17 protein-coding genes, 2 tRNA genes and 2 rRNA genes are annotated in these 23,698 nt (G+C 57.8%); 5 read left to right on the plus strand and 16 right to left on the minus strand.

The window, feature by feature from the left end; translation table 11 throughout:
- Positions 1-174 precede the first annotated feature (174 nt).
- The 5 genes from N1037_18995 to N1037_19015 all read right to left on the minus strand — a co-directional run bounded on the left by N1037_18995 (position 175) and on the right by N1037_19015 (position 8,186).
- Positions 175-3,002, minus strand: a 23S ribosomal RNA gene (locus tag N1037_18995).
- Between the two features lie 449 nt (positions 3,003-3,451).
- A tRNA-Ala gene (locus tag N1037_19000) sits at positions 3,452-3,527 on the minus strand.
- 21 nt (positions 3,528-3,548) lie between these two features.
- Positions 3,549-3,625: transfer RNA gene (locus tag N1037_19005), tRNA-Ile, on the minus strand.
- Between the two features lie 259 nt (positions 3,626-3,884).
- Positions 3,885-5,344: ribosomal RNA gene (locus N1037_19010) — 16S ribosomal RNA — on the minus strand.
- Together the 16S and 23S rRNA genes with 2 tRNA genes alongside form the textbook arrangement of a ribosomal RNA operon.
- Positions 5,345-6,092: 748 nt before the next feature.
- A complete protein-coding gene (locus N1037_19015; GenBank protein UWS79314.1) occupies positions 6,093-8,186 on the minus strand; it encodes a molybdopterin oxidoreductase family protein in 2,094 nt (697 codons plus the stop codon).
- A 231-nt stretch (positions 8,187-8,417) separates the two neighbouring features.
- On the opposite strand from N1037_19015, the gene N1037_19020 reads away from it, so the two are divergent.
- Together N1037_19020 and N1037_19025 are read left to right on the plus strand one after the other, a co-directional pair.
- Positions 8,418-9,041 carry a TetR/AcrR family transcriptional regulator gene (locus tag N1037_19020; GenBank protein ID UWS79315.1) on the plus strand — a complete coding sequence of 208 codons (624 nt, stop codon included), beginning with the start codon at positions 8,418-8,420 and terminating at the stop codon, positions 9,039-9,041.
- An 8-nt stretch (positions 9,042-9,049) separates the two neighbouring features.
- Entirely contained in the window at positions 9,050-10,084 is a 1,035-nt protein-coding gene (locus N1037_19025; GenBank protein UWS79316.1) for an NADP-dependent oxidoreductase, read from the plus strand.
- 116 nt (positions 10,085-10,200) lie between these two features.
- Here the strand turns inward: N1037_19025 and N1037_19030 are convergent, their stop codons facing one another.
- The 3 genes from N1037_19030 to N1037_19040 all read right to left on the minus strand — a co-directional run bounded on the left by N1037_19030 (position 10,201) and on the right by N1037_19040 (position 13,261).
- Positions 10,201-10,383 carry a hypothetical protein gene (locus N1037_19030; protein UWS79317.1) on the minus strand — a complete coding sequence of 61 codons (183 nt, stop codon included), beginning with the start codon at positions 10,381-10,383 and terminating at the stop codon, positions 10,201-10,203.
- A 222-nt stretch (positions 10,384-10,605) separates the two neighbouring features.
- Positions 10,606-11,412, minus strand: a complete 807-nt coding sequence (locus N1037_19035) for a crotonase/enoyl-CoA hydratase family protein (protein ID UWS79318.1) — start codon at positions 11,410-11,412, stop codon at positions 10,606-10,608.
- A gap of 79 nt (positions 11,413-11,491) precedes the next feature.
- Positions 11,492-13,261: an acyl-CoA dehydrogenase gene (locus N1037_19040; GenBank protein ID UWS79319.1), complete on the minus strand. Its 1,770-nt coding sequence runs from the start codon at positions 13,259-13,261 to the stop codon at positions 11,492-11,494.
- A 148-nt stretch (positions 13,262-13,409) separates the two neighbouring features.
- Here N1037_19040 and N1037_19045 point away from each other — a divergent pair, with 148 nt between their 5' ends.
- Positions 13,410-14,474 carry an AraC family transcriptional regulator gene (locus tag N1037_19045; protein UWS79320.1) on the plus strand — a complete coding sequence of 355 codons (1,065 nt, stop codon included), beginning with the start codon at positions 13,410-13,412 and terminating at the stop codon, positions 14,472-14,474.
- Positions 14,475-14,577: 103 nt separating this feature from the next.
- Here N1037_19045 and N1037_19050 read toward each other — a convergent pair whose 3' ends face one another.
- Complete coding sequence (locus tag N1037_19050) at positions 14,578-15,192, minus strand: GMC oxidoreductase (GenBank protein ID UWS79321.1); 615 nt, start codon at positions 15,190-15,192, stop codon at positions 14,578-14,580.
- A 431-nt stretch (positions 15,193-15,623) separates the two neighbouring features.
- Between N1037_19050 and N1037_19055 the strand changes: the two genes are divergently transcribed.
- Positions 15,624-16,553: a LysR family transcriptional regulator gene (locus tag N1037_19055; GenBank protein ID UWS79322.1), complete on the plus strand. Its 930-nt coding sequence runs from the start codon at positions 15,624-15,626 to the stop codon at positions 16,551-16,553.
- Positions 16,554-16,559: 6 nt separating this feature from the next.
- Here N1037_19055 and argE read toward each other — a convergent pair whose 3' ends face one another.
- From argE to N1037_19090, 7 genes are all read right to left on the minus strand, one after another.
- Positions 16,560-17,696, minus strand: coding sequence for an acetylornithine deacetylase (gene argE / locus N1037_19060; protein UWS79323.1), 1,137 nt, complete (start codon positions 17,694-17,696; stop codon positions 16,560-16,562).
- Complete coding sequence (locus N1037_19065) at positions 17,693-18,382, minus strand: hypothetical protein (protein UWS79324.1); 690 nt, start codon at positions 18,380-18,382, stop codon at positions 17,693-17,695. The genes argE and N1037_19065 overlap by 4 nt, the downstream gene beginning before the upstream one ends.
- 63 nt (positions 18,383-18,445) lie before the next feature.
- On the minus strand, positions 18,446-19,942 hold the full coding sequence (locus N1037_19070) for an aldehyde dehydrogenase (protein UWS79325.1): 1,497 nt from the start codon (positions 19,940-19,942) through the stop codon (positions 18,446-18,448).
- 17 nt (positions 19,943-19,959) lie between these two features.
- Positions 19,960-20,634, minus strand: coding sequence for a DUF1028 domain-containing protein (locus N1037_19075; protein ID UWS79326.1), 675 nt, complete (start codon positions 20,632-20,634; stop codon positions 19,960-19,962).
- Positions 20,635-20,638: 4 nt separating this feature from the next.
- Positions 20,639-21,055 carry a RidA family protein gene (locus N1037_19080; GenBank protein ID UWS79327.1) on the minus strand — a complete coding sequence of 139 codons (417 nt, stop codon included), beginning with the start codon at positions 21,053-21,055 and terminating at the stop codon, positions 20,639-20,641.
- Positions 21,056-21,074: 19 nt separating this feature from the next.
- A complete protein-coding gene (locus tag N1037_19085) occupies positions 21,075-22,352 on the minus strand; it encodes an NAD(P)/FAD-dependent oxidoreductase (GenBank protein ID UWS79328.1) in 1,278 nt (425 codons plus the stop codon).
- A 228-nt stretch (positions 22,353-22,580) separates the two neighbouring features.
- Positions 22,581-22,991 (minus strand): hypothetical protein, encoded by a 411-nt coding sequence (locus N1037_19090; GenBank protein ID UWS81402.1) that lies wholly within the window; start codon positions 22,989-22,991, stop codon positions 22,581-22,583.
- Between N1037_19090 and N1037_19095 the strand changes: the two genes are divergently transcribed.
- Complete coding sequence (locus N1037_19095; protein ID UWS79329.1) at positions 22,992-23,690, plus strand: TetR/AcrR family transcriptional regulator; 699 nt, start codon at positions 22,992-22,994, stop codon at positions 23,688-23,690.
- The last annotated feature ends 8 nt before the right edge of the window (positions 23,691-23,698 follow it).

The raw sequence follows: 23,698 nt of genomic DNA on the forward strand, positions 1-23,698 counted from the left end.
ATATCTTTGCGAAGCAAAGTATCGCGCGGCAGGCAGCGGTTTTGATTTTAAAACCGCATTGCCGCACGTCAGTTATGTCACCTGGTGGTTTCACAACTGATATCGGAAGGAACAATCAACATTAAGTCCAAGTCCTGTGGTGCTTATTTGGTTCTTGGCTGTCTATTACTAGATCAGATCAAGCCAATCGGGCGATTAGTACCAGTCAACTGAACGTGTTACCACGCTTACATCTCTGGCCTATTGACGAGGTGGTCTACCTCGGCCCTCAGGGATACCTTGTTTTGAGGGGGGCTTCCCGCTTAGATGCCTTCAGCGGTTATCCTGTCCGAACATAGCTACCCAGCACTGCCGTTGGCACGACAACTGGTCCACCAGTGGTTCGTTCACCCCGGTCCTCTCGTACTAGGGGCAACTCCTCTCAAGTATCCTACACCCACGGCAGATAGGGACCGAACTGTCTCACGACGTTCTAAACCCAGCTCACGTACCTCTTTAAACGGCGAACAGCCGTACCCTTGGGACCTGCTCCAGCCCCAGGATGAGATGAGCCGACATCGAGGTGCCAAACACTGCCGTCGATATGGACTCTTGGGCAGTATCAGCCTGTTATCCCCGGCGTACCTTTTATCCGTTGAGCGATGGCCCTTCCACTCGGGACCACCGGATCACTATGGCCGACTTTCGTCTCTGCTCGACTTGTCAGTCTCGCAGTCAGGCTGGCTTTTGCCATTGCACTCAACGAGCGATTTCCGACCGCTCTGAGCCAACCTTCGCGCGCCTCCGTTACGCTTTAGGAGGCGACCGCCCCAGTCAAACTACCCGCCACGCAGGGTCCCGGATCCGGATAACGGACCGCGGTTAGACATCAAGAGTGCGAAGGGTGGTATCTCAAGGGAGGCTCCACCGAGACTAGCGTCTCGGTTTCGATGCCTACCACCTATCCTGCACGTCACAATCCTGATGCCAGTGCGAAGCTGTAGTAAAGGTGCACGGGGTCTTTCCGTCTAACCGCGGGAAGCCTGCATCTTGACAGGCAATTCAATTTCGCTGAGTCGATGTTGGAGACAGCGGGGAAGTCGTTACGCCATTCGTGCAGGTCGGAACTTACCCGACAAGGAATTTCGCTACCTTAGGACCGTTATAGTTACGGCCGCCGTTTACCTGGGCTTCAATTCAGAGCTCTCACCCCTCCTTTTAACCTTCAGGCACCGGGCAGGCGTCAGACCCTATACGTCGTCTTGCGACTTCGCAGAGCCCTGTGTTTTTAATAAACAGTCGCCACCCCCTGGTTTGTGCCCCCGGATTCCACTTGCGTAGGACCCGGGCCTCCTTCTCGCGAACTTACGGAGGTATTTTGCCGAGTTCCTTCAACATCGTTCTCTCAAGCGCCTTGGTATTCTCTACCAGTCCACCTGTGTCGGTTTAGGGTACGATCTTATAGAGGGGCTATTTCCAGGAACCGCTCAGCTGCTCATTCAATCCAATAAGGATGAACAACACCTGCGATCCGTCACCACCTCATGGCCCAGGAATATTAACCTGGTTCCCATCGACTACGCCTTTCGGCCTCGCCTTAGGGGTCGGCTTACCCTGCTCAGATTAGCTTTAAGCAGGAACCCTTGGACTTTCGGCGAGAGTGTCTCTCACACTCTTTGTCGCTACTCATGTCATCATTCTCGCTAGTGATCTCTCCACGGGATCGCTCACGCGCCCGCTTCATCGAAAGCTCCGTGTCTCCAATCCTACCGAAGTAGGTAAGGAGACATGGAACTATGTCACACTACGCTCTGCTACCATGCACTATGTGCATCCTCAGCTTCGGCTCATGGCTTGAGCCCCGTTACATCTTCGCCGCAGGACGTCTTAATTAGACCAGTGAGCTGTTACGCTATCTTTAAAAGATGGCTGCTTCTAAGCCAACTTCCTGGTTGTTTTGGACATCCCACCTGCTTTCCCACTTAGCCATGAATTAGGGGCCTTAGCTGGAGGTCAGGGTTGTTTCCCTCTCCACTACGGACGTTAGCATCCGCAGTGTGTCTGCCGTATAGTACTCCCGGGTATTCGGAGTTTGGTTAGGATCAGTAAGACGGTGAGTCCCCATTACCCATCCAGTGCTCTACCCCCCGGGGTATTCGTACGACGCTCTACCTAAATAGATTTCGCAGAGAACCAGCTATCTCCGAGTTTGATTGGCCTTTCACCCCTAGGCACAGCTCATCCCGATCTTTTTCAACAGATGTGGGTTCGGTCCTCCAGTGCATGTTACTGCACCTTCAACCTGGCCATGCCTAGATCACTCGGTTTCGGGTCTGATCCCACGAACTCATTCGCCCTATTAAGACTCGCTTTCGCTGCGCCTACACCTAACGGTTTAAGCTTGCTCGTGAGACCAAGTCGATGACCCATTATACAAAAGGTACGCTGTCAGGCCGCAAGGGCCCTCCAACTGATTGTAGGCGTTCGGTTTCAGGTACTGTTTCACTCCCCTCGTCGGGGTGCTTTTCACCTTTCCCTCACGGTACTGGTTCACTATCGGTCAGTAAGGAGTACTTAGCCTTCGAAGGTGGTCCTCCGATCTTCAGACAGAATTTCACGTGTTCCGCCCTACTTAATACGTCCTATCATGTTTCGAATACGGGACTATCACCCGCTATGGTCCTGCTTCCCAACAGGTTCTTCTCACACTCAAGGCTCGGCTGGTCCCCGTTCGCTCGCCGCTACTAGGGGAGTATCAATTGATTTCCTTTCCTCCGGGTACTTAGATGTTTCAGTTCCCCGGGTTTGCTCTTATAAACCTATGTATTCAGTTCATAAGTACCTGGTTAAGAACATTATTGGCTACCGAAGTAACAATAATGAACTTTCAGGTGGGTTGCCCCATTCAGAAATTCATGGATCAAAGCTTATTCTCAGCTCCCCATGACTTATCGCAGAGTATCACGTCTTTCATCGCCTCTTACTGCCAAGGCATTCACCAAACGCCCTTCTCGCGCTTGATCTGATCCAGAAATAGATAGCCTAAACCATCAGGATCCAGCCGCTGGTAAGTAGCCGGACCACAATCTCTGAACCAAAAAGCATACTTTCCCGCATTTATGATGCGAAAGTCGTTTCACTACTAAGGCTGTGATGTCGGTCGCAGCCCCTTCGCAAAACAAACATCATAAATACAATTGGTTCCAAAACCTTGCGGAATTAGAACCGGGTTAGTGTACTTGACTTGGACAACTCTGTCGTTTCAAACCGGCAGACCCATGGACGTCCGAGGAAACAGACGTGTTCATAAGCTCGCATCATAAACCCGAAGGTCTAATCAGCACCAATCTGAGATCATCCCCACACTCGGGGCGATCAACAGTGTTGTTGATTGTTTCTCTCTTTACGATATCAATTCGTCCAATTGGACGGTTAAGAACTGCGCACAGTGCTTAACGATCTAATTGTTTAATGGTGGAGCCTAGGAGGATCGAACTCCTGACCTCCTGAATGCAAATCAGGCGCTCTCCCAGCTGAGCTAAGGCCCCATCTTAATCCCGAAGGATGAGTGGTGGGTCGAGGAGGACTTGAACCTCCGACCTCACGCTTATCAGGCGTGCGCTCTAACCACCTGAGCTACCGACCCGGTTTTCGATTTGCAAAGCAAATCAAAACCCGTGTGCGACAGGGTATTGCAAAGCAATGCCCGAGAGCAGCACTCAGTGGTTATGTCACCAGGCAGCGCCAGATAACGGCTGCTGCCGCGACTTGTCTGAAGAGATATGAGGACGGCTCGGTCCAAAGGACATCCAGTAGATGCCCCGATGTTGAACAGTTTTGATTACTGTTCATTGCTAAGTGTATCACGAGGAAGAACAAGTTCTTCTTGCTAGATACATCCTTAGAAAGGAGGTGATCCAGCCGCAGGTTCCCCTACGGCTACCTTGTTACGACTTCACCCCAGTCGCTGAACCCACCGTGGTCCGCTGCCTCAAAAGTTAGCGCACGGCCTTCGGGTAGATCCAACTCCCATGGTGTGACGGGCGGTGTGTACAAGGCCCGGGAACGTATTCACCGCGTCATGCTGTTACGCGATTACTAGCGATTCCGACTTCATGGGGTCGAGTTGCAGACCCCAATCCGAACTGAGACATCTTTTGGGGATTAACCCATTGTTGATGCCATTGTAGCACGTGTGTAGCCCAACCCGTAAGGGCCATGAGGACTTGACGTCATCCACACCTTCCTCCCGCTTATCACGGGCAGTTTCCCTAGAGTGCCCAGCCGAACTGCTGGCAACTAAGGATGTGGGTTGCGCTCGTTGCCGGACTTAACCGAACATCTCACGACACGAGCTGACGACAGCCATGCAGCACCTGTCACTTGGTCTCTTGCGAGAAAGCTAGATCTCTCTAGCGGTCCAAGGATGTCAAGGGTTGGTAAGGTTCTGCGCGTTGCTTCGAATTAAACCACATGCTCCACCGCTTGTGCGGGCCCCCGTCAATTCCTTTGAGTTTTAATCTTGCGACCGTACTCCCCAGGCGGAATGCTTAATCCGTTAGGTGTGACACCAACAAGCATGCTTGCTGACGTCTGGCATTCATCGTTTACGGTGTGGACTACCAGGGTATCTAATCCTGTTTGCTCCCCACACTTTCGCACCTCAGCGTCAGTATCGAGCCAGTGAGCCGCCTTCGCCACTGGTGTTCCTCCGAATATCTACGAATTTCACCTCTACACTCGGAATTCCACTCACCTCTCTCGAACTCAAGACCAGGAGTTTACAAGGCAGTTCCAGGGTTGAGCCCTGGGATTTCACCCTATACTTTCTGATCCGCCTACGTGCGCTTTACGCCCAGTAATTCCGAACAACGCTAACCCCCTCCGTATTACCGCGGCTGCTGGCACGGAGTTAGCCGGGGTTTCTTTACCAGATACTGTCATTATCATCTCTGGCGAAAGAGCTTTACGACCCTAAGGCCTTCATCACTCACGCGGCATGGCTGGATCAGGCTTGCGCCCATTGTCCAAGATTCCCCACTGCTGCCTCCCGTAGGAGTCTGGGCCGTGTCTCAGTCCCAGTGTTGCTGATCATCCTCTAAAACCAGCTATAGATCGTAGACTTGGTAGGCCATTACCCCACCAACTATCTAATCTAACGCGGGCCGATCCTTCTCCGATAAATCTTTCCCCCGAAGGGCGTATAAGGTATTACTCACCGTTTCCAGTGGCTATTCCTTAGAGAAGGGCACGTTCCCACGCGTTACTAACCCGTCCGCCGCTCACTCCGAAGAGTGCGCTCGACTTGCATGTGTTAAGCCTGCCGCCAGCGTTCGTTCTGAGCCAGGATCAAACTCTCAAGTTGAAAGCATCTCGCGATGCTATCCTTGACGTTCGAACCTCTGCACATCTCCAATACTCAGGACCGCTTTTGGGGGCAGATCCCTATGTCCACCCGGCTAAGGATTGGACACGTATCGGAAGTCATCTGTTTGATTGTGCTTCAGTTTACAAAAGTAAACAAAAGTCCGTCAAACAGTGAAGCTGACACTAGATCATCGAACAGACCAAATGGCCCACCCTACTAGCGTTGATATACAGACGTTGATCCATCGAAACGAACCAAACCGCCCACATATCTCTTCAGTTATCATCAATGTCAAAGAGCAACACCTAAAGGCCAAAAACAAGGCCACCGCGCCAATTCCTTAGCGCAACCGCCTCATAACATCCTCCAGATGCCCCAGTCTCTCCTGAGCGTCCAGCAGCCTTTCCTGCCAGTCAGCGACCTCTCAGCCGCCCCACCGTGCCGCGTCTCCGCCGCCGGTAGAGGGGGTTCTAGTGTTAACTCAACAAACCCGCAACACCTAAATTACAAAAATATCATCTTTTTTGGAAAATCCCAAAAATAACGCAAAATCAAGGGGTTAATCCCAAAATCACCCGGCCAATCCAAAACCAAACACACAAACACCGCCCCAAACCACAATACTCAACACGCCCCAGCCAAGACTCACCCAAGACAACACATCAAAACCACGCCCCCGAACCAAACCACCCCCTCACCCTTCCAAAAACATCCAAACCAAAAACCGCGGCGATTAGACGAAGCGCTACACAGCGCGGGCGCGCACGGGGATTCCGTTAAAGGCAGCGTTGCCACTGATGGGGTCAATGCGACGATCATCGGTCAGATCGTTGATTGATACCGTCTGCACCCTGGTCGCCGCCGAAAGCTTGCCCTTTCGCTGCCCCCACCCCTGAGGGATCGACACAACACCAGGCGCAATCTCTTCGGTGATCTCAACCGGAAACCTTGCCGCTCCTACTGCGCTTTCGATCTCCACATCCTGGGCTTCGGTCAGGCCAAACCGTGCGGCGTCAGCCGGGTTGAGCTGCACCGTGCAACGATTGCGCCCCTTGACCAGACGCGGGCTGTTCTGAGTCCAACTGTTATGGCTGCGCACCTGCCGGCGACCAATCATCAGCAAGGGGAAATCGTCACAGACCGGGGGCTGGAAGTCCAGCAATCGCGGCAAGTCCGCCAGGAACACTTCGGGCGCCAGGTGCAACCGTGCATCCGGGGTCTCCAGCCGATCGGCCAGGTTTGAGACCAGCGGGCCCAGGTCAATGGCGCCACTGGGCGCGTTCAACATCGTCTCTACCGTGACAGTCCCGCTGTGGAACCCCTGCTGCAGCAGCATCTCCAGCATTTTGGTTGGGGAAGGGCCGATGCTGCTGGATCCTGATATCTTCGCCGCCAAGCGGGAGATTACCTCCCATTCCTGCGGGTTGCCATTGGGCGGAGCAAAGACTGGTTTGGCAAAGGCTGCGGTGTTGTGCACCGCAAAACTGTGGAAGACCATGTCATAGACCTCTTCCTCCAGCGCCACCGTGGCCGGCAGGATCAGATCTGCATGGCGGGTGGTGTCATTGATGTGGAGGTCAACCGACATCATAAAGTCGAGCGCCTCAAACGCACGGCCAATGCGCTGACCATTCGGAGCCGTCAGGACAGGGTTGCCAGCCACGGTGATCATCGCCTTGATCTGCCCCTCACCCGGCGTCTCCATCTCCTCTGCCATGACCGAAACCGGGAACTCACCATTATAGAGCGGCTGCTGGGACACCCGCGAGCGTCTCTCCGGGTAGCTGCGCCTCTTGCCTTTGCGGCTGTTCATGCCGACATTGTCCAGCGCCGGTGTGGTGAACATTGCGCCGCCGGGGCTGTCAAAATTGCCGGTAATGATATTGAGCGCATTATTGGCCCATTGGCACAGGGAGCCAAAGCTCTGGGTTGAGGCCCCCATACGCGCGTAACACACAGCCGATTTTGCAGAGGCAAAATCGCGGGCCAGATCGCGGATGGTCTGCGCCTCAATACCCGTCATCGCCGCAGCCTTGTCAGCGGTAAAGGGCTGCACCGCATCTTTCAGCACCTCGACCCCATCGGTGATGTCAGCCAGCGCGCCAAGATCTTCCAGCCCCTGGGCAAAGACCTCGTGGATCAGCGCCAGAAGTAACAGGGCATCGGTTTCGGGTTGGATGAACAGGTGCTCACCCGCGCGGGCCGCAGTTTCAGTGCGGCGCGGGTCGATCACCACCACGCGGCCACCGCGCGCCTTGATCTCATCCATGCGCTTGCCAAAGCCCGGCGCCGTCATCATCGACCCATTGGAAACCACGGGATTGCCGCCCAGGATCAGCATGAGATCCGTGCGCGCCACATCCGGCACGGGCATCAGCATCGGGTGACCCAGCATATGGATCGAGGCGACATGATGCGGGATCTGATCCGCTGTCGCCGAGGAATAGCGGTTGCTTGTGCCCAGCGCCTTGACCAGTCCCGGCAGGGTCAGGAGGTTGCCAAATTTATGGGCATTGGGATTGCCAAGATAGATGCCAACCCCGTCCTTGCCATGGGCCTGTTGCACTGCGGCCAGACGGTGCGCGGCAAACGCATAGGCCTCGTCCCAGCTGATTGGCACAAATTCACCGTCTACCTTTTTCAACGGCGTTGTCACCCGGTCCGGATCGGTGCGGAAATCCTGTAGCGCGATGGCCTTTGGGCAAATATGGCCGCGCGACAACGGATCCTTGGGGTTTGGCTTGATCGAATGCACCTCGGTATCGTCGTAGGTGACAATCAGCCCGCACATGGCCTCGCAGATATTGCAGGTTCGAAACTGGGTTTTCAGGTCGCTCATGGCTGCCTCCGGCTGGGATCATGCGTCGTTACAAGGATCTAAGACTAGACGAGGGATCCCCTGTTTTGCAGAGGGTTAATCCTGCGTCATAGCCGTTGGACCAAACGTCACTTTGACGGGCAAACACAAAAACGCCCCCATTGAAGCCGCCTTTTGCCGCGCAGTAAGTGACGTGGGGTTTCCAATTCACCGCACTAGACGACCGGTCTAATTCTTGTCATCTCATGCGCCATGACAACGCAAACCGATTCCACCCGCGACCATATTCTAACCACCGGCCGGGCCCTTGTGGCACAGCGTGGATTTACCGGTATGGGGCTCGCAGAGCTGCTCAAAACCGCTGCGGTGCCCAAAGGCTCCTTCTATCACTACTTTGCCTCAAAAGAGGATTTTGGCTGCAAACTGCTGGAACAGTATCTCAGCCAATATGGCGAGACGCTGACCGAGATACTGGAGGACAGTGCCCCAACGGCACGGGCCCGGCTGTTGGAGTATTGGTCACGCTGGGTGAGCAGTCAAAGCAGCCAAGAGGCCTGCAGCCAATGCCTGATCGTGAAACTGGGCGCAGAAGTCTCTGACATATCAAACGAGATGCGTCACCTTCTGGAGGCCGGAACACGTACCGTAAGCAGACGCCTGGCCAGGACCATTGCCGAGGGCCAGAAAGACGGCTCCATCGCCGCTTCGGTGCAACCCGACCTGGTTGGTCCTGCGCTCTATCAGATGTGGCTGGGTGCCAGCCTGATGGCCAAACTGTCCCGCAGCGCTGATCCGCTGTTGCAGGCGATGGAGGCCACTCTGGCGCTCTTGCCCGAACCACACCCCGAACCCGAACAAACATCCCCCAACACATAGGAAACCCAATGCCACAAACCGCCGATAAAAACCGCCAGATCGTTCTGAAGAACCGCCCGGTTGGCAAACCGGATGACACCACTCTCGCTCTGGAAACCGCCGATCTGCCCGTCGCAGGCAAGGGGGAAATGCTGTTGCGGGTCGAATACCTGTCGCTGGACCCCTACATGCGTGGCCGCATGAACGACGCCAAATCCTATGCCGATCCGGTTGCCATTGGCGATCCGATGGTCGGCGGCACCGTGGCACAGGTTGTGACTTCGGATGTGGAGGGCTTTGCCCCCGGCGACTGGGTGCTCAGCTTTAGCGGCTGGCAGGACTATGCCATTTCAGACGGGGTGGGCGTCACCAATATGGGGGCCGATCCGGCACAGCCGTCATGGGCGCTTGGCATTATGGGCATGCCCGGTTTCACCGCCTATTGCGGATTGCTCTATATCGGCGAGCCCAAGGCGGGTGAAACCGTCGTCACCGCAGCGGCCACCGGTCCTGTGGGGGCAACTGTTGGCCAGATTGCCAAAATCAAAGGCTGTCGTGCTGTCGGCATCGCGGGTGGGCCTGAAAAATGCGCCTATGCGGTAAACGAGCTGGGCTTTGATGCCTGTATCGACCGCAACGCTGCGGATTTTGCCCAGCAGCTCAAGGCCGCCTGCCCTGATGGCATTGATGTCTATTTTGAAAACGTCGGTGGCGCTGTGTTTGATGCCGTGCTGCCACTGCTGAACCCCAATGCGCGGGTGCCCCTGTGCGGATTGATCTCGCAGTATAACGCCACCAGCCTGCCCGATGGCCCCGATCGCATGGGCGCCTTGATGGGAGCCTTGCTGGTGAAAAAGATCAAGATGCAGGGCTTTATCATCTTTGACGACTTCCCGCATCACTACCCCGAGTTTTCCAAGGAAATGATCGGCTGGATCAAAAGCGGTCAGATCAAATACCGCGAGCAACTGGTTGAAGGTCTGGAGAAGGCGCCTGCAGCCTTCAACGATCTGCTTGAGGGCCGGAACTTTGGCAAGATGGTCGTGAAGACCGGCACGGCCTAAACAAAGCTGACCTAAACAAACAGTCTCGCCCGGTTCGCAGGGCGAGACTACTCAATGCCTGTCACCGCAGCAAATCCGCGCAAAGCAGCCCGCTTGGTTTTGCGCACCGGGTGACGCTACTTCTTCGGCTTATCGCGGGCCGCTTTTTCTTCTTTGGTCATTTTGTTGTTCCAGACATTGTTACTCAGACCGAGCTCGCTTGGCATCGGTTTGGTCTTGCCAACATTGACTTTGCCACCCTTGTTCAGAAATTCCTGAATAAGGGCGTCATCGGTGGTTTCTTTGGGGACATGTTTCATGCGGTCAATTCTTTCCTTCATCCCGTAGGCGGGCAACAAGAGCGATACAGATCCGGCAGTGGCACGAGACAAACAGCCACATAATTTTCCTATCTGATTCCCCTGCGCTTCACCAGCTTCCCCATTCAGGTGCTGTTGAACCCTGGACACTGCAGGGGTGAAAAAGAAAAACCCCGCCCCTTTTGCAAAGGGCAGGGCAGCAATGGGCTCGGGTCTTGGGTCTTAGTCGTTGCGACGCACCCGGGCGGCGCTTTTGTCAGCAAAGGCCGCAAGCCGTGCGCGGGCATCGGGTTGGGTGTTGACCACACCCGCCACCACAGCCTCGGCGTAGGCGGCATCCATCGCTGACATGTTCTGCATATGGCTAACAGCAGAGCAAATGGCAAAGTTCGACAGCGGCAGGTTCTCAGCGGTGCGGCGCGCCAGTTCCAGCGCCTTGTCAAAACTGGAACCTTCGACAATATACTGTGCCAGCCCCAGATCGCAGGCCTCCTGCCCCTGATAGACACGGCCCGTCAGCATCATGTCGATCATGCGGGATTTACCCACCAGATCAGTCACCCGGATGGTGGCACCACCGCCGGTGAACAACCCGCGCTGCCCCTCGGGCAGGGCAAAATAGGTGCTCTGATCCATCACCCGCACATGGGCCGAACTGGCCAGTTCCAGCCCGCCCCCAACAACCGCGCCCTGCAGAGCGGCGATGACCGGAACGCCGCCGTATTCCATCTTGTTAAAGGCCTCGTGCCAGCGCAGGCAGACATGCATGAAATCCGCCGGGCTGCGGTCTTCGTCGTGGTGTTCAATCAGATCAAGCCCAGCGCAGAAGTGATCCCCAGCCCCCGCCAGAACCACCGCCTTGACGCCAGCGCGCGGCGCGGTGGAGAAGAAATCAACCAGCTCTTCGATGGTATCGATATCCAGTGCGTTGCGTTTGGTCGGGCGGTTCAGGGTGACAACCCAGACACCATCCTCATGGGCCTGAAGGTCGAGGTTCTTGAAGCGGGAGATGTCAATTTCGACAGTCATGGTACGGTCCTTATAAGCATGTGAGGAGAAGCGGGCGCCGGGGCAGGCGCCGCCCTAAAAGAAGATTTATGTGGTGCGGTTACAGCAGTGCCGCCGCGAGGCTTTCAGCGCCGGAAACGCAGCGGCTGCGCTGCACCTCGGTCTCACACAACACGTGATCAGCATAGAACCGGGCCGAGGCCACCTTGGCCGTCAAAAACTCCGGGTCTTCGCCGCGCGCCAGGGCCGCTTCTGCGGCCAGCAGGCCACGCGCCATCTGCCAGCCAGAGACCAAATTCCCGGCCAGCATCAGATAGGGCACACCAGCGCCAAAGGCGGCAGGCATTTCCGCCTTATCCAGGCTGAGCAAATGCGCGACCACCTCTTCAAAGGCCTGCCGCGCAACTGCCAGGCGTGGCGCAACGGCCTGGGCCGCAGCTGAGCCTGCCGCCAGCTCTGCTTCTGTCTCAGCAATCCGTGCGGCCAGGGCACGGGCCGTTTTACCGCCATCGCGCAGCGTTTTGCGCCCCACCAGATCATTGGCCTGAATGGCGGTGGTGCCTTCATAGATTGGCAGAATGCGGGCATCGCGGTAATGCTGCGCCGCGCCGGTTTCTTCAATAAAGCCCATGCCACCATGTACCTGGACACCCAAGGACGCCACCTCGACACCATTTTCGGTGCTGAAGCCTTTGACCAGCGGCGTGAGGAATTCTGACAGTGCCTTGGCCTCTGCCTGCGCTTCGGGCGACACGGCATTGCGGGCCAGATCCTGACAACCAGCGGCAAAGGCGGCCATGCCGCGCGCCCCTTCGGTCAGCACCCGCATCCGCATCAGCATGCGGCGCACGTCCGGGTGATGGACAATGGTCACCGCGTCGCGGCTGGAGCCATCCACCGGCGCGCTTTGGACCCGTTCCTTGGCAAAGGTCAGCGCCTGCTGATAGGCGCGCTCACCCACGGCGATCCCCTGCAGACCCACCGCATAGCGGGCCGAATTCATCATCTCGAACATATAGGTGAGGCCTGCGTTTTCTTCACCGATCAAAAACCCGGTGGCGCCTTCGAACTGCAGCACGGCCGTCGGGCTGGCCTTGATGCCCAGTTTATGCTCGACACTTTGACAGTGAACCGCGTTGCGCGCGCCCAGTGCACCATCGTCTCCGACCATGAATTTTGGCACCAAAAACAGGCTGATGCCTTTGACACCCGCCGGGGCATCCGGGGTGCGTGCCAGCACCAGATGCACGATGTTTTCCGACATGTCGTGTTCACCATAGGTGATAAAGATCTTGGTGCCGCTGACCTTGTAGGTGCCATCCGCCTGGGGTTCGGCGCGGCTGCGTACCAGCGCCAGATCGCTGCCGGCCTGGGGCTCGGTCAGGTTCATGGTGCCGGTCCATTTGCCGCTGACCAGATTATCCAGATAGGTCGCCTTGGTGGCGTCAGATCCGGCGGTGAGCAGCGCCTCAATAGCGCCGTCTGTCAGCAGCGGACACAGCGCAAAGCTGAGATTGGCCGCGTTCAGCATCTCGGTGGCAGAGGCCGCCACAGCGCGGGGCAGGTCCTGGCCACCAAAGGCGCTGGGATGGGGCAGACTTTGCCAGCCCATTTCAACAAATTTCTGATAGGCCTGCGCAAAGCCGCCAGCCAGCTGAACCTTGCCGTCCTGAAAATGGGATGCATCGGCATCGCCAGAGGCGTTCAGCGGCGCAATTTCCTCGGCACAAAAGCGGCCAAACTCTTCCAACACGGCGCCCGCGTCACTCAGCTCAAGGCCGTCGTATTTGTCCAGCCCGGCAACCTCGGACCAGCGAGAAAGGTGTTCAATGTTGAAAAGCATGTCTTTTACGGGTGCATCAAAACTCACGGGCGGTCGCCTCCACTGGGATATCTGTCTGATCTGCCGCTCAATCGGGCTTGCTTAATATGCCAGATAGAGACGGTAAATTGTCGGAACAATCTCCGCAGTGGACGAAAACCTTGCAAAAAGTGACAAAGCCTCGCAAAAACCCCCTATGATATTTGACCCCAGCCCAGACTTTCTGCCCACCGTATCCCGCGCCTTTCTGGAAGACTGGTTGCAGGTCCTGCGTCAACATTGCCCGCCGCAGCAGCTGGCCGGATTTCTGGATCAGATCGGTTTGGTCGGGTCCGCCCAGCCCGGTGGGCGTGTGACCCATGATCAGATCGTCCGCCTGTATCAGCTGGTCGCGCAGGAGACCGGTGATGAAATGATGGGCCTGTGGAGCCGCCCTATTCGCACCGGCACCCTGAAACATCTCTGCGCCTCTATGCGGGGGGCTTCTTCGCTTTCGGCGGCGCTGTTTCGATTTACCTCCTTCTGGAACCTCCTGTTGGATGATTTCCAACTGGTGCTCGAGACAGAGGCCGGACAAATCTGCATCCTGTTGGCGCCACGTGGGCAGCACAGGCCTCAGCGGTTTGGCCATATGTTCTTGCTGAAACTTGCCCACGGGGTCTCCTCCTGGCTTACCGGGCGTGAACTGCCGCTGACTGAAGTCGGCTTTGCCTTTGAGCGCCCCGAATTTGCCGAAGACTACCCGGTGTTGTTTCCGGCGCCGATCCTGTTTGGCCAGGGGCAGTCCAGGATTGTTTTTGGCAGCCAGCCCGATGACCTGCCTGTCGCCCGCAGCGAGTTGGAAATGCAGGAATTCCTGCTGCGCGCCCCCCGAGACTGGATCTTTACCAGCTATCGCACCCATGCTCTGCCCCTGCGGTTACGGGACCTTTTGTTGCTCTCGGACAGGCTGGATTATCATCTCAAAGACGCGGCCAAGGACCTGAACCTGACCCCCCGCACCCTGATCCGGCGGTTGGGCGGCGAAGGCACCTCCTTTCAGGCGATCAAAGACGGCCTGCGCCGCGATATTGCCATACGTGATCTGTCGCGCGGTCTCAAAAGCATTGAGGAGATCTCGCAGGATATCGGCTTTGCCTCTGCTGCAAATTTCCATCGCGCCTTCCGGCGCTGGACCAATGCCACCCCAGGCGCCTATCGCCAACGAGAGACCAACAGCGCCGGGCCTTTGCACAGTGGTTTGGGCTCGGCGGGTGGCTGATCTGTTTAGCCGATCTGTTTAACGGTGCTGGTTCAGATCATGTTTCTGAATAGGCAGACACAGCCGGAATGTGGGCGGGCATCCACAGTCACCCGAGCATCAGTCATCCAAGCATCGCACGGGCGCATTTTTCACCGATAACCATTGTGGGCGCATTTGTGTTGCCACCGATCAGCGTCGGCATGATCGAAGCATCGGCAACCCGCAGGTTCTGCAAGCCGCGCACCCGCATCGACACCGGATCAACCACCGCCGTGGGATCGGTGCCCATCTTTGCGGTGCCAACCGGATGATAAACGGTCAAAGCTTCGGCACGCAGGTAGGCCTCGATCTCATCATCGCTTTGCACCGCTGGGCCGGGGAGAATCTCTTTACCGCCGAGCCCCGCCATCGGCGCAGCCGCAAAGATTTGGCGCGCGGTTTTGATCCCTTCGATCAGGGTATCGAGATCGCGGCGGTCTGAGAAAAACCGGTAATCAATCAGCGGCACCGGCGCGCCATTCTCATACCCCAGCCGGATTTCCCCAACCGAGCCGGGCCGCAACACGCAGGTATGAACCGCAAGCCCATGGCCCCATTCCAGCAACCGTCCCCCCGCCTCGACCACCAGCACCCGATGGGCAGGGTTGGCCGACAGGCGGTTTGCCAGAACACAGCCCGCAGACCCTGCGCCGATCACGATATAGTAGAACTCAACTTTGCTCTCAGCTTTATGCACGGTCTGCCTCATTGGTTAAAGGCCGCGTCAGCGGGACAGGTAAATGAGTAGTTGCGAAATCGCTGATTAGGCAGGGGCTAAACGCCACGAAAAAATCCCCTGCGGTTTGCGCCAATAACTCTAAATTCCTTTGGAGTTCTAGATAGATATAGCTTTCACCGGGCAAGCCGCATTTTCCTGCCATCCGCTGACGGTCACACAGCACCTGCGGGTTTACATCGTTCAGAGCTTAATTTTTAATCACAAACGCCGCGCGGAGAATGATGTCCCACGTCATCACTGGCTAAGCTGCCGTGGACAGGATAGATCGTTGCTTCCGGCCAAGCTCCCCTTGATACTTCGGTAGCGGCGCGGGATCCGGCGATGCCTATCGCCCCGCCCGGCACGGTTTAAACCGCACGCGCCGACCATCAGGAAACGAGGCTAACACCATGCCTATCAGATACACTTTGCGGCAGATTGAGTACTTTGTGGCCGTCGGCGAAACCGGCAGTATCACGGCAGCGTCTCACTTGCTCAATGTCTCCTCCCCGTCCATCTCGGCAAGCGTGTCGCAGCTTGAGGAGGAGCTGGGGGTGATGCTTTTTGTGCGACATCACGCACAGGGGCTGACACCCACGCCGGCGGGTCACGCAATGCTTGATCATGCAAAGGGCGTGCTGCAACAGGCGTCGGGTCTTGCCGATCTCGCCGCGTCGCTTGCTGGGTCGATCCGCGGACCGCTGTCGATTGGTTGTCTCAGCACCTTTGCCCAGGTTGTGCTGCCGGGCCTGCGCCGTAGTTTTACCGACCAATACAGCGAGGTCCGCATCAGCCAGATCGAAGCCAACCAATCAGAACTTTTCATTCTGCTGCGCCAGGCCAAGATAGATGTGGCGCTGACCTATGATCTGGACCTGCCTCGCGACCTGAGCTTTCACCCGATGGTGACCCTGCCGCCGCTGGTGGCGCTCAGCGAAACCCATCCCCTGGCCGATCAACACTCCGTCGCGATAGAAGACCTGGCGGACTATCCCATGGTTCTTTTGGATCTGCCCCATAGTGCGGACTATTTTCTGTCGTTTTTTACCCGCGCAGGGCTGCACGTAAACATCGCCGAGCGGACACAGGATATGGCGGTGATGCGGGGACTGGTCGCAAACGGCTTTGGCTATTCGATCGTAAACATCCGTCCGCTGCATGATCTGGCGCCAGATGGTAAGCCCATGCGGTTCCTGCCACTGACGGGCAACCACCGCCCCATGAAGCTGGGCCTGCTGTCCATCGCCAGCAGTGCCCGGATCCAGCTGCATGACGCCTTTCTGACCCATGCAAATGACTGGATCTCCACACATGTGCCCCAGCTTCTCAACTCGCGTTAAGTCAGGTCAGCTTAGCTCGGCCAGGAGGCGGTCCATCATCTCGTCACAGGCGGCCAGCTGCGCCTCTTCCAGGTATTCATCCGCCTTGTGCCCCTGCCCGGCCATGTCGCCGGGGCCACATACCACTGTCGGGATACCAAGCTCCGTAAAAAAGCCTGCCTCGGTGCCAAAGGCAACCTTGATCGCAGCCTTGCTGCCGCAAAGCGCTGCAACCCGCGCCACCTCTGGTGCATCTGGCGATACCTCCAGGCCTGGGTAAGTATTGGTGCAGGTGATCTCAATCCCGGTGGTATTGCCAATTTTCCTGGCAAGCCTGGTTTCAAACGCCTCACGCTGGTCAGTCGGCAAATGGCGCAGCTCGAACGCGATCTCGGCGTGGTCCGGCACAATGTTGAGCGCGGTACCGCCCTGCATTGTTCCGGCATGTACGGTGGAATAGGCAATGTCATAGGCCGCGTCCTGCGAGCCTGAGCTGGCGTATTCATCCTGCAGGGCGCGCAAGGCAGTCAAGACGTCTGCGGCAAGATGCAGCGCGTTCACAAACCGTGGGGCAAGCGCCGAATGGCCCGCCTCGCCATGGCATATGGCACGAAACGCCGCCTTGCCCTTATGACCGATGGCCGGATGCATCGACGTTGGCTCGCCGACGATGCACAGGTCCGGGCGCCAGCCAAGCGCCTCAATCCCCGGTATCATCTTGCGAATGCCCTGGCATCCCACCTCCTCATCATAGGAGATCGCCAGCATCAAAGGCTGGGCCAGGGGCGCCTCCCCGGCGCGCTCTGCCAGCGACAGGGCGGAGGCCAGAAACCCCTTCATGTCGGTGCTACCGCGCCCATAGATCCGCCCATCCGCGCGCGTCATGTCAAACGGCGGGTGGGTCCAGTCCTGCCCCTCACCAGGAATCACATCGCTGTGGGCCGACAGCATCACGCCGCCCGGACCCTTGGGACCGATGCGCGCCATCAGCCCCGCCTTTGGGAGCTCGGGGTCAGCAAGCCGGCAGGTCTCGAACCCTGCGGTTTTGAGCAGGTCTTCGACATAGTCGATCAGCGCCAGATTGCTATCCGCGCTGACTGTTGGAAAACTAATGAGCTGGGCGAGAATGTCGCCGGTGCGGGCCTTGGGCACCGCCGCGCTCATTGCGGCGCCAGTTCGGTGATTTCCCGGCGGAATGGCAGATCGTCACCGATGTCAGCCTCATCCAATTCCCGCGCATTGCGATGCCCGGCATAGGTTGCCCAGGCAATCGGGCCAGCGGCCTCGGCATCGCCAAACAGCTTGACCGAGCGAATACCCGCATCGGCCCAGTCCGCCTGCCGCGCTTTCAGTCCCTGGAACAGCTGATCATTGCCACTACGCGATGCAACCATGACAACCGCGTCACAGGGGTAGCTGCGGGTTTTGCCGGTATAGACGCAGTTCGAGATCACGTGATCGCGGGCCACTTCGGTGACGCCGCGGTTCAGCACAATATCGACACCCATTTCGTCCAGCCGGGCATGGATCGTCGCCTGCTCCAATGTGTTGTTGGTCCAGTCAGAGACATAGGCCGATGGGGTGATCAGGGTCACTCTCGCGCACTGCTTCACCAAAAGCTCAGCCAGAACGCCGCCCATATAGTAGTGATCATCGTCATAAATCACCACGGTGCCGCCGGGCACGATCCCATCCATCAGATCATCAGGCGTATAGACCTTTTCGGCCGCGGCAGACGGATCGCGGTAACCCCCACCGTTGCAATGGGGCACCTGATAAAAGCGGTTCTTGGCCGTGACCGGGCCGATCTGCATCGGTTCAAACAGAATATCGTAGCGGGAATCGCGCATTCTCGTCTCCTAAACGGCAATCATTCACCTCTCTCGCGCGCCTGTCAGAGCCGCGCCGGGCGATCAGGATTTGTATTTGATCCAGGTGGTCTTGAGGGCGGAGTATTTGTCCAGCGAATGCAGCGATAAATCACGCCCAAACCCCGACTGTTTCATTCCGCCAAACGGCGTCTGCGCCGACAGGGCATCAACCGTGTTCACCGAAACCGTACCCACATGCAGCCGATCAGACACCCGACAGGCGCGGGACAGATTGTCGGTCCAGACCGAGGCCGCCAGACCATAGATTGAATCATTGGCCATGGTGACGGCCTCGTCTTCGGTGTCAAAGGGGATCACCGACAACACAGGACCAAAGATTTCATCGCGGGCAAGCGCGTCGTCATGGGACACCTCGGAAAAGATCGTAGGTTGTACAAAACAGCCCCTTCCATTCACCTGCACCCTTGCGCCGCCAGTCACCAGATCGGCAGTCTGTTTGCCAGCTTCGACAAAGCGCATGATGCCTTGGGTCTGTTCTTCATCGACGATTGCGCCCATTTTTGTCGCTGGCTCCAGCGGAACGCCCGGTTGCATGCCTTCGGCCCGCGCAATCAGCTTTTCCACCAGCGCGTCTTTGATTGACCGTTCCACATAAAGCCGCGAATTGGCCGAGCAAACTTCCCCCTGATTGAAGAAGATACCAAAGGCCGCCATGTCAGCCGCCGCCTCCAGATCCTCGCAATCGGCAAAGACGAGGTTGGGGCTTTTGCCGCCGGTTTCTGGCCATACCTGTTTCAGGTTCGATTGCCCGGAGTATTCCATAAAACGCTTGCCGGTTGCGGTTGACCCGATAAAGGCCAGACAATCCACATCCATATGCAGGCCCAGCGCGCGGCCCGCTTTGGCACCAAATCCGGGCACCACATTGAACACCCCGTCAGGCACCCCGGCCTCAGCAGCCAGTTCCGCCAGTCGAAGCGCCGACAGCGGCGATTGCTCGGCAGGTTTCAACACCACGGAATTGCCCGCCGCCAGTGCCGCGGCCGATTTCCATGTCGCCATATCCAGCGGGAAGTTCCAAGGCACAACCGCCCCCACGACGCCCAAAGGCACCCGGCGCACCAGCGCCAGATCACCGGGGCCTGTTGGGGCGACCTCGTCATAAATCTTGTCGATCGCCTCAGCGTACCATTGGAAAAACTGGGCCGAGCCCGGGGCATCGACGGTCATCGCATCGGTGATGGGTTTGCCCATATCCAGACAGTCAAGCAGCGCCATTTCTTCCAGATTGGCGCGGATCAGATCAGCCAGTTTCAGCAAAACCGCCTTGCGGTCCCCCGGCGCCATGCGCGACCAGCGGCCATCGTCAAAGGCCCGGCGCCCGGCGGCCACAGCCAAATCCACATCCGCTGCATCGCATTCCGCCACCGGTGCCAGAACGGCGCCATCGGCTGGGTTTACGCTATCAAAGGTCTTGCCTGAGATGGCATCGGTGAATTTGCCGTCGATAAACGCCTGGCGACGGATGTCCAGCGCAGCGGCCTTGGCCCGCCAGTCCTGAAGGGTGAAATCCCGCATCCCTGTTCCTTCCTGTTCTATTCGTCGCCCGGCACGCCGTAGGACGGCGCCTCGCGCGGGTCGAGCGCGCGCTGGGTATAGGCGTCAAGCTGCGGCTTGTAGACCTCCCAGGCGGTGGCGATGTTTTCAATCGGGCAACCCTGGGTCCAGTCGCAGCGCAGCTCAGCCACCGGCCAGGCGACCTTATCGACAATCATCATTCCGGCGGAATGTACTGGCCCGGCTTCACCTCCGGCGGAGAGGCCTGCGCGCATCGCAGCAATCAGGCGGTCACCGATATGGCCCTTGGCCCCCGTGAATCCCGCCACAATGGCCTGCGGGACGCTGTCATTGGCAAGAAGGTTCCCCCCCGAGGCCACATTTTCCGCCTCTGCCTGGGTCCAGATACCCAGGCTTTTGGGGCCGGAATGGATCGCCGTGCGGCCCTGCCCGTCTACCGCCAGCACTTGCCGGTATTCCATGAACTGGCCACGGGCCTGCACCTCGGCAATGGCCTCAGGCGCGGACATACCGCCTTGCATCAGGTCAAGCGTAAGCGGCCCCAGCGAGGGATCGGTCACGTTCTGCGAGGCCACCGCGCCCACGCCTGCGCGGGCAAAAGCACAGCGCGCAGCGACAGCCGGTGACGAGGAGGAAATTGCCATGCCAAACATGCCGGTTTCGGCGCAGCGCGCTACAAGAGAAAAGGTCATGCGCTCAATCCGGGATCACGGCAGTGCCGTCGATCTCAACCAGCCAATCGGGCCGCGCCAACGCCTGCACCACAAGCCCGGTCGAAACCGGATGCACGCCTTTGATATATTCGCCCATGGTGCGATAGACCGCCTCGCGGTGGCGCACGTCGGTGATATAGACCACCACCTTGACCAAGTGGCTCATGTCGCCGCCGGCCTCTTCGATCAGCTGGCGAATATTCTGCATCACCTTATGGGTCTGCTCCACCGGATCATGGCTGTCGATGTTTTTGGCATCATCAAGGCTCTGTGGGCATTGCCCCCGCAGCCAAACGGTCTTGCCGCCCTGCGTGACCACGGCCTGGCACAGATCATTGTCGAGGTTCTGCTCGGGGTAAGTGTCACCGGTGTTGAATTTGCGAATACGGGTATGTGCCATATGGGCGCTCCTGTCAGGTTTATTCTGCGGCGGCCGACACAATCGCCGCCTCGCCGTCATAAGCCATGTAGGCTCGCTGGATTTCAATTTGATCGGCGACATGTTTGGCGTCGTGCCACACGCCCCACAGGAAAGACGACCCCCGCCGCGACTGCCAGGGCAGCCCAAGGAAATACACCCCCGGCTCTGTGGACAGTCCGCGTTGGTGGATTGGCGCGCCACGCTCATCAAAAGCGTCAACCTTGAGCCAGTCAAAGTCCTGCCGAAAGCCGGTGGCCCAAATGATTGTGCCCACGTTCTCTTGTTTCAGGTCGATGGCGTTCAGCGGCTGGCTCAGACAGTCCGGGTCGGGGAAGGCCTGCCGCGCCTGCGGGTCCATGGGCAGATCAAGGCCTGTGCGCGCGACATAGGCATCCGCCATATCAAGCAACTCGGCGTAATCTGCATCGCCCTTTGCCACGTTGGCCTGCAGATCGACAGCAAAGCGCAGCACGCCGTCCTCATAGCCCGCAGTCAAACCGGTCAGCACCACGCCCTCCCCCGCGAGGCGACGGAAATCCATGGTCTGCCCGCCATAGGCTCCGCTGACTGAGATGGTCACATGCTCTGTGCCGGGCGCGGGTGCGGCCATGTCCCACAGGCCCAGCACCCCTAGCCACCAGACAAAGTCACGCCCCCGATAGCGACGTGGTGGACGGCCATGCGAGCCCACCGACAGGAACACTTTGCGACCCGCGCGGTTCAGTTCGTCTGCAATCTGCGCCCCGGATGCCCCGGCACCGACCACCATAACCGCCCCATCGGGGAGTTGATCGGGGTTTTTGTAGTGAAACGAATGAAGCTGGGTGACCGGCGCGGTTTCCGGAACGATGGGTGGAATCACCGGATGCTGAAACGCGCCGGTCGCCGCCACGATGCGGTCGGCCTCAATCTCGCCCGCGCTGGTTTTAACCAGGAACCGGCCAGTGCCGGGCTGACGCCGGGCTTCCAGCACCTCGACCCCTTCACGGATCGGCGCCTGTACCATTGCGGCGTAGTCCACCAGGTAATCAGCCACACGATCCTTGGAAACAAAGGCATCAGGTGCCTCGCCCTCGAAATTCATATTTGGGAAACGGTCATGCCACACTGGCCCGTTGGTCACCAGCGCATCCCAGCGCCCGGTGCGCCAGGCTTCGGCCGTGCGGTTTTTTTCCAGCACCAGATGCGGCACTCCGGCCCGGCCAAGGTGCTCACTCATGGCGATGCCAGCCTGTCCGCCCCCGACGATCAATGTATCAGTCTTTTCCACGGGCATGTCCGCCTTCCCCTGCTTTTAAAGGTGCTTTTGGCCCGATGTCGGGCGATCCTTTCCAAGCTAAAGGAGAAGACAATGCCCTAAAACTACGATTTCTCGCAGCACTGCTTAGGTTGTCCCTAAACAGTGTCACACCGCGTATCACATGAGGCGGTTCATGCGCCGGTCGCGCGGATCAGAACCGCCGACTGCAGCGATATGGATGAATTGTCCCAGAGCGCAGCGGCATCACGACGTTTCAAGCCGATATTTCCTAAAAACCTCACCGTCATATTCGATCTCTTTGGTAAACTTGGCCCCGGCGCGGACAAGCGCCCCCAAATTCCTGCGAGAGGGCGGCAGCAGGACCGTCACGAATTCAATGCGTGGATCTGCCTTCGCAAATGCAATGGCTTTTCTTGAGATGAGCATCCCCAGACCAAAATTGCCCGGCGTGAGGACCAGGCCAAAGTCCCACTCTGTGCCTTCTTTTTGAAACCCACCCCATCCAACATAGGCTTCATCGCTCAAGACCGCCCAATGGCCCAGACCATCGCGCTGCCAGTACTCTTCCTTCGCAGCAACAAACTGTCTGGCATCATCTAGGGTCCATTTCGCCCCCAAGAGCGGCATGTGTTCCGCAACGCGCGGGGTATTCATATGCAAAACGATGTCTTCCAATGCGACATCCGTGAGCCGCACAAACCGTATCTTCGGTGGATGTTTCAAGTCACATTTACCCGCTTGAGATGCCTACATACGCCACCGTATATGATGCCCCTTGGAATTGTAAATACGGCAGCGTATATTTTGACGATGAACAAAACCAAATTCCCATCAGAGACCTGGTTGGCCGCCGGCTTTCGTGCTCTTACATCCGATGGCCCAACCGCAATCAGGGTCGAAGCCCTGGCGCGAAATCTTGGAGCCACCAAAGGATCGTTCTATTGGAACTTCGACGACCTTCCCTCCTTCAAACGCGAGATGCTGGCGCTCTGGCGCAATAGGGTTGCTGAGGAAATTGAAAGCGTCAGCGCAGTGGATGCATCACTGCGTTTGGAACGGTTGATTGCGCAGGCGTCAGGATCAGCCCCCGACAGATTTGGCGGGCGGCGGGTTGAACCCGCAATGCGGTCATGGGCATTAACGGATCCAGACGCCTTAGCGGTGGTCAACGACGTTGATCACATCAGGCTGGCGTTCCTGGCAGAGCTGCTAGCTGATATTGGGCAACATGATCCCGCTGTCGTTCACCTAGTCTACGGCGCCTATATTGGGTTGACCGATCTAGCAGCCAAGGGAGCCGTCGATATTGGCGTCGCCCTGGATGCACTATTAAAGAGTGTTTCGAGCCCCTAACCGGACAA

It is taken from the genome of Phaeobacter sp. G2, assembly GCA_025163595.1.
Taxonomy (GTDB): domain Bacteria; phylum Pseudomonadota; class Alphaproteobacteria; order Rhodobacterales; family Rhodobacteraceae; genus Pseudophaeobacter.

Excerpts from the sequence above, each read along its gene's own strand:
- N1037_19015 (UWS79314.1), bottom strand. The coding sequence starts at position 8,186 with ATGAGCGACCTGAAAACCCAGTTTCGAACCTGCAATATCTGCGAGGCC.
- N1037_19020 (UWS79315.1), top strand. The coding sequence starts at position 8,418 with ATGACAACGCAAACCGATTCCACCCGCGACCATATTCTAACCACCGGC.
- N1037_19025 (UWS79316.1), top strand. The coding sequence starts at position 9,050 with ATGCCACAAACCGCCGATAAAAACCGCCAGATCGTTCTGAAGAACCGC.
- N1037_19030 (UWS79317.1), bottom strand. The coding sequence starts at position 10,383 with ATGAAACATGTCCCCAAAGAAACCACCGATGACGCCCTTATTCAGGAA.
- N1037_19035 (UWS79318.1), bottom strand. The coding sequence starts at position 11,412 with ATGACTGTCGAAATTGACATCTCCCGCTTCAAGAACCTCGACCTTCAG.
- N1037_19045 (UWS79320.1), top strand. The coding sequence starts at position 13,410 with ATGATATTTGACCCCAGCCCAGACTTTCTGCCCACCGTATCCCGCGCC.
- N1037_19055 (UWS79322.1), top strand. The coding sequence starts at position 15,624 with ATGCCTATCAGATACACTTTGCGGCAGATTGAGTACTTTGTGGCCGTC.
- argE (UWS79323.1), bottom strand. The coding sequence starts at position 17,696 with ATGAGCGCGGCGGTGCCCAAGGCCCGCACCGGCGACATTCTCGCCCAG.
- N1037_19065 (UWS79324.1), bottom strand. The coding sequence starts at position 18,382 with ATGCGCGATTCCCGCTACGATATTCTGTTTGAACCGATGCAGATCGGC.
- N1037_19070 (UWS79325.1), bottom strand. The coding sequence starts at position 19,942 with ATGCGGGATTTCACCCTTCAGGACTGGCGGGCCAAGGCCGCTGCGCTG.
- N1037_19075 (UWS79326.1), bottom strand. The coding sequence starts at position 20,634 with ATGACCTTTTCTCTTGTAGCGCGCTGCGCCGAAACCGGCATGTTTGGC.
- N1037_19080 (UWS79327.1), bottom strand. The coding sequence starts at position 21,055 with ATGGCACATACCCGTATTCGCAAATTCAACACCGGTGACACTTACCCC.
- N1037_19085 (UWS79328.1), bottom strand. The coding sequence starts at position 22,352 with ATGCCCGTGGAAAAGACTGATACATTGATCGTCGGGGGCGGACAGGCT.
- N1037_19090 (UWS81402.1), bottom strand. The coding sequence starts at position 22,991 with ATGAATACCCCGCGCGTTGCGGAACACATGCCGCTCTTGGGGGCGAAA.
- N1037_19095 (UWS79329.1), top strand. The coding sequence starts at position 22,992 with ATGCAAAACGATGTCTTCCAATGCGACATCCGTGAGCCGCACAAACCG.